Genomic DNA, 11,855 nt, shown 5'->3' with positions numbered 1-11,855 from the left:
CCCTCCACGCGCGGGCACCGGGTCCGGTCGCCCGCGCGTGGAACAGGGGTCGTGGCGTGGTGGAAGGCTCGGGCTGGGTCCCGGACGGCGTGGACACCGGCCTGCCCAGCGCGGCCCGGCTGTACGACTACCTGCTCGGCGGTGGCCACAACTTCGCGGCCGACCGGGCGCTGGCCGGGAAGTTCCTGCGTGCCCAGCCGAACGCGCGGTCGATCGCGCGGTTGAACCGGGCGTTCCTGCGGCGGGCGGTGCTGCACCTGGTGGCGCGGGGTGTGCGCCAGTTCCTGGACCTGGGCTCGGGCATCCCGACGGTGGGCAACGTGCACGAGGTCGCCCGGCGGGCGGATCCGGGGTCGCGGGTGGTGTACGTGGACTTCGAGGACGTGGCGGTGGCGCACAGCCGGTTGCTGCTGGAGCACGACGAGCGGGCGACGATCCTGCAGGAGGACCTGACGGACCCGGAGGCGGTGCTGGCGGCGGCGCGGGGCACCGGGCTGCTGGACTTCGCCGAGCCGGTCGGCGTGCTGGCCGTGGGGGTGCTGCACTTCGTGCCGCCGGAGCGGGACCCGGCGGGGCTGGTCGGGGTCTACCGGGACGCGGTCGTGCCGGGCAGCGGGTTGGCGGTCTCGCAGTTCACCGCGGACCTCCAGCCGGCGGAGATGGCGGGGGTGGTCGAGGTGATGAAGAAGAGCATGAACCCCATGTTCCCGCGCTCGCACGCGGAGATCACCGGGCTGTTCGCGGGGTTCGACGTGGTCGAGCCGGGGGTGGTGCCGCTGCCGCTGTGGCGTCCGGACGACGGCGCGGTGGCGGAGGGCGATCCGGGCCGGGCGGGCATCCTGGCCGGGGTCGGTCGCAAGAGGTGAGACGCCGGGACGCCGGTCTGCTCGCGGCGGCGCCCCCGGCCGGCGCGACGAGGCCGAGCGGGCGCTGATGACGGCGAAGCGGCAGGTGACGAGGGTGCTCAGGGTCGGCGAGGCGCGGTTCCACGAGGTGTTCACGACCGCGGCGTTCGGGATCGCGGTCACCGACCTGCACGGCGTGTGCGTGGAGGCGAACGAGGCGCTGGGCGAGCTGGTGGGCGTGCCGTGCGGCGCGCTGGCCGGGCGGCGGCTGCTCGGCCTGTTCCACCCGTCGGACGTGGAGTCGCTGGCGGCGATGTACCGGGCGGCGGGCGCGGGCCGGGTGGACCGGTTCCGCGAGCAGCGCAGGCTGGTCCGCGAGGACGGCGAGCCGGTGTGGGTGCACTTGGCGGTGTCGCTGCTGCGCGACGCCGAAGGCAGGCCCGCCTACCACGTGACGATGGTGGAGGACGTCACCGAGCTGCACCTGTTGCAGAAGAACCTCGACCACCAGCTGCTGCACGATTCGCTGACCGGGCTGTCCAACCGGCAGCACTTCGCGACCCGGCTGGAGGCGATGCTGGGCGCGTCCCGCGACGGGATCACCCTCTACCACCTGGACCTCGACGCGTTCTCGGTGGTGAACAACGGGCTGGGGCACGCGCTGGGCGACCGGTTGCTGCGCGAGGTGGGCGTGCGGTTGGCGGCGGCGGTGTCCGGCGAGGACGCGGTGGTGGCCCGGATCGGCGGCGACGAGTTCGCGATCGTGGTGGCCGGCGGGCCGAAGGTGCCGGACGTGGTGGCGCGGATCAACGACGCGCTGGCCGAGCCGATGGACGGCGGCGTGGCGGTGTCGGCGAGCGTCGGCGTGGTGGACCGGCCGGCGGCGGACTGGGGCGTCGACGAGCTGATGCGCGCCGCGAACGCGACCCTGCACCGGGCGAAGGCGCACGGCAAGCGCCAGTGGCTGCCCTACGACCGGCACGAGGACGCCCGGTCGCGGGCGTGGCTGGCGCGGGCCGCGCGGATGCCGGGCGCGCTGGCCGACGGCGCGGTGGAGGTCGAGTTCCGGCCGGTGGCGGACCTGGGGTCCGGTCTCGCGGTGGGCCACGTGGCGTTGCTGCGGTGGGAGGAGCTGGGGCACGACGAGTGCGTGGAGCTGGCCGAGGCGAACGGCTTGTCGCAGGCGCTGGGCCAGTGGGCGCTGCGCGAGGCGGCCGAGGCGGCGGCGGGCTGGTCGGCGGGCCCGCTGCACGTGGTGCTGTCGCCGACGCAGTCGCGGGACGAGGACCTGGTGGGCACGGTGAAGCGGGTCCTGGACGAGACCGGCCTGCCCGGGGCCGGGCTGCGGGTCTTCCTGGACACCCGGTCGATGCTCGCCGAGGACGGTGACAACGCGCAGGTGCTGCGGGACAACGGGATCGCGGTCGGGCTGGCCGGGTTCAACGGCGGCCAGGCCGAGCTGTCGCTGGTCGGCGAACTGGGCGCGGACGCGCTGCTGCTCGCGCCGTCCGCGGTGCGCCGGCTCGCCGGGCAGCGCGAGTCCTTACCGCACAAGGCGATCGGCGCGATGGTGCGGACGGTCCGGGAGGCCGGGATCGCGGTGTTCGTGCCGGACGTGCCCACCCCGGAGCTGGCCGGCTGGTGGCGCGGGGTGGGCGTGGACGGCGCGTTCGGCCCGTTCACCGGGCCCGCCGTCCCCGGCTACGACCTCTAGACCTGCTTCACCGCGGCCAGCAGCTTGGTCAGCGAGTCCTTGGCGTCGCCGAACAGCAGGGTCGTCTTCGGGTGGTAGAGCAGGCTGTTGTCGACGCCCGCGAACCCGGGCCGCATCGAGCGCTTCATGAACACCACGGCCTTGGCCCGGTCGACGTCGAAGATCGGCATCCCGTAGATGGGGCTGGTCGAGTCGTCGCGCGCGCCGGGGTTGACCACGTCGTTCGCGCCGACCACCAGCACCACGTCGACGCTGCCCATGCCGGGGTTGACGTCGTCGAGTTCCTTCAGGTTCTCGTAGGGCACGTCCGCCTCGGCCAGCAGCACGTTCATGTGGCCGGGCATCCGGCCCGCGACCGGGTGGATGCCGTAGTCGACGCTGATCCCGCGCGTCTGCAGCAGTTGCGCCAGCTCCCGGGCCGCGTGCTGCGCCTGCGCGACGGCCAGCCCGTAGCCGGGCACGACCAGCACGGAGTGCGCGTAGCCGAGCAGGATCGCGACGTCCTCGACGGTGCCGGAGCGGACGGTCCGCTGCTCGCCGGACACCGCCGCCTGCGGGACCGCCTTGAACGCGCCGAACAGGATGTTGGCCAGCGAGCGGCCCATCGCCTGCGCCATCAGCCGGGTCAGGATGGTGCCGGACGCGCCGACCAGCGTGCCCGCGACGATCAGCAGCGTGTTGCCCAGGACGTAGCCGGACGCGGCGACCGCGAGCCCGGTGAACGCGTTGAGCAGCGAGATGGCGATCGGCACGTCCGCGCCGCCCACGGGCAGCACGAACAGCACGCCCAGCGCCAGCCCGGCCACCGCCAGCAGCACCAGCACCGCCGTCGAGCCGGTGAACAGCGTCGCCAGCGCCAGCGCGGCGCTGAGCCCGGCGACGCCGATGCCGATCCACTGCCCCGAGGGCAGCAGCACCGGGCGGGTGGTCATGATCTCCTGGAGCTTGAGGAAGGTCACCACGCTGCCGGAGAAGCTGACCGACCCGATCAGCACGGTCAGCACGGTGGCGATCAGGAACAGCGCGCCCGCGTCGCCGCCCTCCAGGAACTCGGCCAGCGCGACGATCGCCGCCGCCGCGCCGCCGACCCCGTTGAACAGGGCCACCATCTGCGGGATGGCGGTCATCTTGACCTGCCGCGCGGCCGGGACGGCGACGACCGTGCCGAGCACCACGGCGAGGAGGATCAGCAGCGAGTTGGCCTCGACGGTGGCGAACGCGGTGACCACGGCGAGCGCCATGCCGCCCGCGCCGACCAGGTTGCCCAGCCTGGCGTGCTTGGGCGTGCTCAGGCCCTTGAGCGCCAGGATGAAGCACAGCGCGGCGGCCAGGTAGGCGAACTGGACCCACGTCATCGCTTGTGCCCCTTGAACATCTCCAGCATCCGGTCGGTCACCACGAAGCCGCCCACCACGTTGACCGTGGCGAGGAAGACCGCGAGCAGGCCGAGGACGAGGGTGAGGGCGTCGTGGGCCTGGCCGGTGATCAGGATCGCGCCGACCAGGATGACGCCGTGGATGGCGTTCGCGCCGGACATCAGCGGGGTGTGCAGGATCGTGGAGACCTTCGAGACCACCTCGAAGCCCACGAACACGGCGAGCACGAAGATCGTCAGCAGCTCGATCACAGCAGCTCCCTGGTGGGCGCGTGGCGGACTTCGCCGTCGTGGGTGAGGCACGCCCCGGACAGCACCTCGTCGGACAGGTCCGGGCGGACCACCCCGTCGCGGGTCATCAGCCCGAGCAGGTTGGCGACGTTCTTGGCGTAGAGCCGGCTGGCGTGCACGGGCATGCTGCTGGGCAGGTTGCGCGCGCCGTGCACGAGCACGTCGCCGACCCACACGTCCTCGCCGGGCGCGGACCCGACGACGTTGCCGCCGGACTCGGCGGCCAGGTCCACCACCACGGAGCCGGGCGGCATCGCCTTGAGCATGTCGGTGGTGACCAGGACGGGCGCTCTGCGGCCCGGCACGGCGGCCGTGGAGATGACCACGTCGCTGGCCGCGACCCGTTCGGCGATCAGCTCCCGCTGGCGTTCCAGGAACGCCTCGGACTGCACGGCCGCGTACACGCCGTCCTGGGATTCGAGGTCGAGTTCCAGGAACTTCGCGCCGAGGCTGCGCACCTCCTCGGCGGCGGCCTTGCGGACGTCGTAGGCCTCCACGACCGCGCCGAGCCGGCGCGCGGTGGCGATCGCCTGGAGCCCGGCCACGCCCGCGCCCAGGACCAGCACCTTGGCCGGGGGCACGGTGCCCGCGGCGGTGGTGAACATCGGCAGGAAGCGCGGCAGGTGCCCGGCCGCCACCAGGACGGCCCGGTACCCGGCGACCAGGGCCTGCGACGACAGGGCGTCCGCGCTCTGCGCGCGGGTCACCCGGGGCAGCAGGTCGAGGCTGAAGGCGGTGACCTTGCGCTCCGCGAGGACGCGGACGAGGTCGGGTTCGGTGGCTGGTTGGAGGAAGCCGACGGTGATGTCGCCCTCGCGCAGCAGCCGGGCCTGGTCCAGGTCCAGCGGCTGCACGGTCAGGACGACCTCGGTGCTGCCGGCGGGGTGGTCGGGGATGATCTCCGCCCCGGCCGTGCGGTAGGCGTCGTCCGAGGCGTGGGCGTGACGACCCGCCCCGGACTGCACGTCCACCGCGAGACCGGCGCCGATCAGCGAGGTCACCGTTTCCGGTAGACCGGCCACGCGGCGCTCGGCGGGCCGCGACTCCGCGGGAATGCCCACTCTCACGAGAACGCACGGTAGTCGATCAAAGGTGATCCACACCACACCACGCCGTTGACGTTGACCGTACGGCCGTACTCCAGCCCGGTCAGTGGATCACCGGGCAGACGCCCCTCGTGTCGGCGGGGAAGAAGTTCGGCACCAGTTCCCGCCGGTCGTAGTAGCGGTGGAACACGCTGGTGATGCCGCCGGACATGGGCGGCACGATCCACGTCCAGTCGGCCGGGCAGGACCGCCCGGCGGCCTCCTCCTTCTGCACGTGGGTGAGGAACCGGTCGGACTCGGTGTGGTGGTCGGTGATGGTCACCCCGGCCTCGGCGAACGAGTGCAGCACCGCCCGGTTCAGCTCCACCAGCACCCGGTCCCGCCACAGGGTCTGCACCCGGGAGGTGTCCAGGCCCATCCGGCGGCCGAGGTAGGGCAGCAGGTCGTAGCGGTCGGCGTCGGCGAAGTTGCGGGCCCCGATCTCGGTGCCCATGTACCAGCCGTTGAACGGCGCGGCCGGGTAGTCCACGCCGCCGATCCGCAGCCGCATGTTGCTGATCACGGGCACCGCGTGCCACTTGAGCCCGAGGCCGGCCAGCCACGGGAGTTCGGGGTGGCTCATCGGGACTTCCAGCACGGCCTCGCGGGGCAGCTCCACCAGGGCCGGTTCGGCGTCCTCGCGCTCCACGACCAGCGGCAGCAGGTCGAACGGCCCGCGCTCGACGGGCGGGCGCCAGCCCTGCGCCAGGGCGTGGTCGGTCAGCTCGGCGTTGCGGCGGTCGCCGAGCACCCCGCCGTCGCGGCCCCGGTAGCCGGCGTAGCGGATCAACTGCTCGTTGCGGATGCGCGGACCCGGCTGACCGGGTTCGTCGGGTGCGAAAACGGTGATGACGGGACGCACTTTCCCGTCGTTGGTGGCGAGTTTCAGGTGTTCGACGCACTCGTCCGCGACCTCTTTCGGATCGCGCAGGTCGCGCAGGTCGCGGACTTTCAGACTGCGCCAGTACAGGCGCCCGATGCAGCGCGCGCTGTTGCGCCACGCGACCCGCGCGCCGAAGGCCAATTCGGCCGGCGTGTGCCGGTAGGTGCCGGTCGCGGCGACCTCGCCGTGCACCTCGGCCAACCGGTGCTCGACGGGTCCGACCTCGGGGTGCTCGAAGTGGTGCAGGCGGATGAACTCGTCGGCCTCCGAGAGGTCGACGGCGCTGGTACGACGGGGGATGGCTTCAGTCGGACAGGCGGGGACGGGGGCCATGGCGGGACACCGTAGTTGGACCCGGCGGGAAACGGCACCGCCGTGCCGGGCACCGAAGGCCCGGCACACCCGGCGATCGGTATCACACGGTGATTGCTTGATCCGGCGAAAGAGTGACGAATCCTGCGAAAACGAGTGATATTGGATTGTTATCCGCTCGAATCACGGCGGTGATCCGTGATTTACGTCACGGTCGATATTTCACCGATCGAGTGACGCCTCCGGCGGCCGCCACCCGGTGAACCGCTCGGCCCCCTTCACCACCGCCCACCCCGGCACCGCGCGCAGGGCGAGATCCCGAACCGCGACCGCCACCGGATTGCGAACCCGGAACCCCAATCTCCCCGCCATTCGAGACGCCCGGGAGACCGCCTGGGTGCGCGGTCGACGCACCCGGTCGTAAGCCGCGAGCGCCTCGCCCACCGTGGCGAACCGGGCACAGGCATCGGCCAGCACCACCGCGTCCTCGAACGCCATGCACGCCCCTTGCCCCAGGTAGGGCGTCATGGCGTGCGCGGCGTCGCCGAGCAGGACAGCACGCCCGGCCACGTAAGACGGCAACCGCGACCCCAACTCGTAGATGTCGTGCCGCAGCACCGCGGCGGCGGGCGTCGCGTCCAACACGGAGCCGATCGGCGCGTGCCAGCCCTCCACCAACCCCCGGACCGCCTCCAGCCCGTCCGCCCCGCCCCCGCCCGCCTCGGCCTCGGTGGCCGCGTACCAGCAGACCCGCCCGTCCCCCAGCGGCAGGACCCCGAACTCGACCCCGGCCCCCACCGTCTGGGAGATCACCAGGTCCGGCGGGAACCGCGCCTCGGTGACGCTCCGCCACGCCGTGACGCCCGCGTACACCGGTCCGGTGACACCCGGGAAGATCGCGTCCCGAAGCCGGCTCCGCACACCGTCCGCAACCACCACGAGGTCACCGTCGAGCGCGGAGACGTCGTCCACGGTGACCGAGCCGACCAAGCACGACGCCGGCAACGCCGAGCGCAGCACCCGGTGCAGGTCGGCCCGGTGCACCGCCACCACCCGCCCGGCGGCCGACTCCCGCGCCACCCGGGCCAGTGGCGCCCGCGCGGATCCAGCACCCGCGCCGCCACCCGGGGCGTCCCCACCCGCCGGACCTCGTCGGCGAGCCCGAGCACGGCCAAGGCCCGCAGCGCGTTGGGCAGCACCCCGATCCCGGCCCCGACCTCCGCGAACGCCGGCGACCGTTCCAGCACCACGACTTCCCACCCGATCGCCCTCAGCGCCACCGCCGCGGCGAGCCCGCCGAGCCCGCCCCCGACCACCACGGCCCGCCGCCCGCCCATCCCGGCCACCTCGCCCCACCAGCCTTCTACACCTGTAGAGACCGGTACTCTACAGGTGTAGAAGGAGGCTCGGAATGACCGACCGCGTGACGCTCATCGCCGACACCGCCATCGACCTGGTGGCGACCAGGGGCATGCGGGGCCTGACCCACCGGGCCGTGGACGCGGCGGCGGCGCTGCCCCAGGGCTCCACCTCCGCCTACTTCCGGACCCGGAAAGCCCTCGTCGAGGCCGTGGTGGCCCGCCTGGCCGAGCTGGACCTGCGGGAAGCCGCGGCGGCGGACCTCCCCGGCACCCCGGACCCCGACCTGCTGGCCCCCGCCCTGGCGGCGGTCCTGGACCACTGGACGACCACGGCCCGCAACCGCACCCTGGCCCGCTACCAGTGCCTGCTGGAAGCCACCCACCACCCGGAACTGCGCGGCGTCCTCGACCACGGCACCGAGGTCAGGGCCCGGGTGGGACGGCTGCTGCGACGCGCGGGGATCCCCGACCCGGACCGCCCGGCCCGGGCCCTGGTCGCCTACCTCGACGGTCTCCTGTTCGACCGCCTGGTGGGCGCCGGAGCCGTCCACGCCCCCACCCCCGGCACGGCCGAAGCCCGCCAGGAGCTGACCGAGGCCGTCCACGCGGCCCTGACCGCCGTCCTGGCCGCCGCCCCCGGATCGCGCCCCCGCCGCTAAAGTGGATCTCGTGCACCCGTACCAGGTCTTCTACCTCTGATTCCGGCTCAGCCGTCCGCCCCCGCGCCGCACCGCGCGACGGGGCCACCGAGCCATCCCCGGAATCAGCGGAGAAAACCTTGTCGCACATCGCTTTCCTCAACATCCCCGGCCACGGCCACGTGAACCCGACCTTGCCCGTGGTGACCGAGCTGGTCGCCCGGGGCCACCGGGTCACCTACGCCGTCCCCGAGGACTTCGCCGAGGCCGTGGCGCACGCCGGCGCGACGCCCGTCGTCCACCCGACCACCCTGCCCACCGCGGCGCAGGAGTGGCCGACCGACCTGGCCCCGGCCATGCGCCTGTTCCTGCACGAGGCGCGGCAACTGCTGCCGCTGCTGGCCGCCGCCTACCGCGCCGACCGCCCGGACCTGGTCGTCTACGACATCGGCGCGTGGCCGGCCCGCGTCCTCGCCGAGCGCTGGGGCGTGCGGGCGATCCAGTTCTCCCCCACCTTCGTGGCCTACGAGGGGTGGGAGGAGGACATGGGCGGCATCTTCGACACGCCGGAGGCGGCGGCGGTCTACCGGGAGATCGACGCCTGGCTGCGGTCCGAGGGCTGCGCGATCGACGCCAGGACCTACGTGGGCCACCCCGACCGGGCCGTCGTGGGCATCCCGAGGTCGTTCCAGTACAACAGCGACTCCGTCGACGGCAAGTACACCTTCGTGGGCCCCTGCATCGGCGACCGCTCGTTCCAGGGCACCTGGCGGCCGCCGCAGGGCGAGCGCAGGATCCTGCTCGTCTCGCTGGGCTCGGCCTACACCGACGACCCGGAGTTCTACCGGAACTGCCTGGAGGCGTTCGGCGACCGCGACGACTGGTACGTGGTCCTCAACATCGGCAAGAAGGTCGACGAAGCCGACCTGGGCGAGATCCCGGACAACGCGGAGGTCCACCACTGGATCCCCCAGCTGGAGATCCTCTCCCACGCCACCGCGTTCATCACCCATTGCGGCATGGGCGGCACCATGGAAGGTCTCCACCACGGCGTGCCGATGGTGGGCGTCCCCACCCTGGGCGAGCAGACGATGAACGCCCTGCGCCTGGAAGAACTGGGGGCGGGCAGGCACCTGCCCCGTTCCCGGGCGACCCCGGAAGCCCTGTTCGAGGCGGTGGAAGCGCTGATCACCGACCCCGGGACGGCAGCCGCCCTGGCCAGGATGAAGCACGAGATCGCCGACGCCGGCGGAACGAGGAAGGCCGCCGACGTGATCGAGGCGTCCCTCTAACAGCCCGAAACGCGCCCTACGGCGCGTTCTCCCCGTATGGCCCGCGCGGGCCATACGGGGAGGTGTTCCGCACCCGGAACCGAACTCAAGCGGACTGCGACGAACTGCCCAGCCGGGGAAACGGCTCGGTCGAGAACACGACCTCCACCGACACCTCGAAGTACCGCGCTATGCGCAGCGCCAGGTAGAGGCTGGGGCTGTACTCACCACGTTCCAGGTACCCCACGGTCTGGTAGTGGATCCCCAAGGCCTCGGCCAGCTGCCGCCGCGACACCCCGCGCTCGGCACGCAGCATCGCGATCCGGTTGAAGACGGTCTCGCTCACCCCACGCCCCTCTGGAGCGCGGCGTTGCGCCGCTGCTCCATGTCCGCGCCCGATTCCCGCCGGGCCATCCGACGCAGAATCGTAGGCGCGAGCAGGATCCCGACCACCGCCCACACCCCCAGCACGCCGAACATCTCCAGCGACCGCCACGACCCGCCGATCTCGGCGGCCGCCGCGGAGTCCGGCAGGACCGCCGACCGCGTGCCCAGCCCCAGCCAGTAGACCGGGAACGCCTGGGCCACGACCTGCAACCAGCCCGGGATCGCCGAGATCGGGTAGAAGATCCCGGAGATCGCCACGATCGGCATCATCGGCAGCATGGTGACGCTCATCGCGCCCTGCGGCGACTTGGCCAGCGACCCGACCACCGCGCCCCACGGCAGCGTGGCCAGCATGCCCAGCGCCAGCACCACCAGCAGGTACACGAACCCGCCGAAGCCGACCCCGGACAGCCCGCCGATCAGCAGCGCGCCGGGCAGCATCACCACGGTCAGGCTGAAGAACGTGTCCAGCGAGGTCTGGGTGACCCGCCCGACCAGGTAGCCGGTCATCCCGTTCGGGACCGCCTTGGCGCGCAGCAGCGTGCCGTCCTCGCGGTTGACCGACAACGCGCCCGCGGGCCCCACCAGGCCGCCGAACGCGACCAGCATCCCGAGCATGCTGGGCAGCGTCAGCGACGCCAGCGACATCGACGAGCCGTCCACCGACGAGTCGCGCTGGAACCACAGCACCACCAGGAACCCGACCGCCGTGAACAGGTTGAAGAACTGGTCGGAGCTGGTCAGGGACTGGCGGAACTCCAGCCACCCCCGGCTGAGCCCCAACCGCATCGCGTACAGCGTGGCGTTCACCGCGACACCACCTCCGCGACCCTGCCCGCGACGCCGCTCTCGTACTGCTGGACCAGCGTCAGGTAGGTGTCCTCCAGCGTGCTCCGCCGGACCTCCAGGTCCGAGATCCCGCTGCTGTGCTGGGAGAACAGCTCCCGCACGAACGCGGTCGCGTCCTCGGTCGCGTGCACGTGCCGCTGCCCCTCCCGGGTCCAGCGCACCTCGGTCTGCCCGGCGACCTGCCGGCTGAGCTGGTCCGGGCTGCCGTCGGCGATGATCCGCCCGCCGGCCAGCACCAGGATCCGGTCGGCGAGCTTCTCCGCCTCGGCCAGGTCGTGCGTCGTGAGCAGGATGGTCATGCCCTCCAGGTCCGACAGCCGGTGCACCAGGTCGTGGAACTCGCGCCGCGCGTGCGGGTCGAAGCCCGCCGTCGGCTCGTCCAGGAACAGCAGTTCCGGCTTCCCCACGATGCCGATCGCCACGTCCAGCCGGCGCCGCTGCCCACCCGACAGCTTCATCGCCTTCTTGTGCGCGTGCTCCTCCAGCCCCACCGTCTTGATCAGCTCGTCGGTGTCGAACGGCCGGGACCGGTCCGGCGTGCTGTACGGGACGTAGTACCGCCCCAGGTGGTCGAGCAGGTCCCGCACCTTCCACCGGGCGTGGTCGCGCCACGACTGCAGGACCACCCCCAGCTTCGCCCGCCACACCTCGTCGCCCTTCGCCGGATCCACGCCGAGCACGCGGACGTGCCCGGCGGACGGGATCCGGAACCCCTCCAGGATCTCGATCGTGGTCGTCTTGCCGGCCCCGTTGGGCCCCAGCAGCGCGACCACCTCGCCCCGCTCGGCGGTGAAGTCCACCCCGTGCAGCACGTCCGCGGTGCCGTAGCGCATCCGCAGATCGC

At 72.7% G+C, this 11,855-nt stretch carries 12 protein-coding genes and 1 pseudogene; 4 read left to right on the top strand and 9 right to left on the bottom strand.

Going from position 1 to position 11,855, the window contains the following annotated elements:
- Nucleotides 1–56: 56 nt before the first annotated feature.
- Nucleotides 57–866: an SAM-dependent methyltransferase gene (locus tag AC0HI0_RS43715; protein WP_480929336.1), complete on the top strand. Its 810-nt coding sequence runs from the start codon at nt 57–59 to the stop codon at nt 864–866.
- 67 nt (nt 867–933) lie between these two features.
- Nucleotides 934–2,559 carry a diguanylate cyclase domain-containing protein gene (locus AC0HI0_RS43710; protein WP_480929335.1) on the top strand — a complete coding sequence of 542 codons (1,626 nt, stop codon included), beginning with the start codon at nt 934–936 and terminating at the stop codon, nt 2,557–2,559.
- Here AC0HI0_RS43710 and AC0HI0_RS43705 read toward each other — a convergent pair.
- From AC0HI0_RS43705 to AC0HI0_RS43680, 6 genes and pseudogenes are all read right to left on the bottom strand, one after another.
- On the bottom strand, nt 2,556–3,914 hold the full coding sequence (locus tag AC0HI0_RS43705) for an NAD(P)(+) transhydrogenase (Re/Si-specific) subunit beta (protein WP_480929334.1): 1,359 nt from the start codon (nt 3,912–3,914) through the stop codon (nt 2,556–2,558). The two genes, AC0HI0_RS43710 and AC0HI0_RS43705, sit on opposite strands and share 4 nt — an antisense overlap.
- Nucleotides 3,911–4,186 carry an NAD(P) transhydrogenase subunit alpha part 2 gene (locus tag AC0HI0_RS43700; RefSeq protein ID WP_041312230.1) on the bottom strand — a complete coding sequence of 92 codons (276 nt, stop codon included), beginning with the start codon at nt 4,184–4,186 and terminating at the stop codon, nt 3,911–3,913. Before AC0HI0_RS43700 ends, AC0HI0_RS43705 begins: the two co-directional genes overlap by 4 nt.
- The gene (locus tag AC0HI0_RS43695) at nt 4,183–5,292 is read right to left on the bottom strand and encodes an NAD(P) transhydrogenase subunit alpha (protein WP_480929333.1); all 1,110 of its coding nucleotides are present in this window, start codon (nt 5,290–5,292) and stop codon (nt 4,183–4,185) included. The genes AC0HI0_RS43700 and AC0HI0_RS43695 overlap by 4 nt, the downstream gene beginning before the upstream one ends.
- Before the next feature lie 82 nt (nt 5,293–5,374).
- Nucleotides 5,375–6,526 (bottom strand): nitric oxide synthase oxygenase, encoded by a 1,152-nt coding sequence (locus AC0HI0_RS43690; RefSeq protein ID WP_480929332.1) that lies wholly within the window; start codon nt 6,524–6,526, stop codon nt 5,375–5,377.
- 201 nt (nt 6,527–6,727) lie between these two features.
- Nucleotides 6,728–7,585: an FAD-dependent monooxygenase gene (locus AC0HI0_RS43685; RefSeq protein ID WP_480929331.1), complete on the bottom strand. Its 858-nt coding sequence runs from the start codon at nt 7,583–7,585 to the stop codon at nt 6,728–6,730.
- A gap of 98 nt (nt 7,586–7,683) precedes the next feature.
- Nucleotides 7,684–7,842, bottom strand: a pseudogene (locus AC0HI0_RS43680) (NAD(P)-binding protein); the annotation flags it as partial.
- A 74-nt stretch (nt 7,843–7,916) separates the two neighbouring features.
- Between AC0HI0_RS43680 and AC0HI0_RS43675 the strand changes: the two are divergent.
- Together AC0HI0_RS43675 and AC0HI0_RS43670 are read left to right on the top strand one after the other, a co-directional pair.
- Entirely contained in the window at nt 7,917–8,525 is a 609-nt protein-coding gene (locus tag AC0HI0_RS43675; protein ID WP_480929330.1) for a TetR/AcrR family transcriptional regulator, read from the top strand.
- 119 nt (nt 8,526–8,644) lie between these two features.
- Nucleotides 8,645–9,796 carry a macrolide family glycosyltransferase gene (locus tag AC0HI0_RS43670; protein WP_480929329.1) on the top strand — a complete coding sequence of 384 codons (1,152 nt, stop codon included), beginning with the start codon at nt 8,645–8,647 and terminating at the stop codon, nt 9,794–9,796.
- A gap of 85 nt (nt 9,797–9,881) precedes the next feature.
- Here AC0HI0_RS43670 and AC0HI0_RS43665 read toward each other — a convergent pair whose 3' ends face one another.
- The 3 genes from AC0HI0_RS43665 to AC0HI0_RS43655 are packed head-to-tail and all read right to left on the bottom strand — an operon-like array spanning nt 9,882 to nt 11,844.
- Nucleotides 9,882–10,121 (bottom strand): helix-turn-helix transcriptional regulator, encoded by a 240-nt coding sequence (locus AC0HI0_RS43665; protein WP_480929328.1) that lies wholly within the window; start codon nt 10,119–10,121, stop codon nt 9,882–9,884.
- Entirely contained in the window at nt 10,118–10,972 is an 855-nt protein-coding gene (locus AC0HI0_RS43660; protein ID WP_480929327.1) for an ABC transporter permease, read from the bottom strand. Before AC0HI0_RS43660 ends, AC0HI0_RS43665 begins: the two co-directional genes overlap by 4 nt.
- Complete coding sequence (locus tag AC0HI0_RS43655) at nt 10,969–11,844, bottom strand: ABC transporter ATP-binding protein (RefSeq protein WP_480934521.1); 876 nt, start codon at nt 11,842–11,844, stop codon at nt 10,969–10,971. The genes AC0HI0_RS43660 and AC0HI0_RS43655 overlap by 4 nt, the downstream gene beginning before the upstream one ends.
- Between the last annotated feature and the right edge of the window lie 11 nt (nt 11,845–11,855).

Source organism: Saccharothrix sp. NBAS 001, from assembly GCF_056640475.1.
Note: the sequence above shows the minus strand (reverse complement) of the source record. Positions and strands in the feature narration are given on the sequence as shown.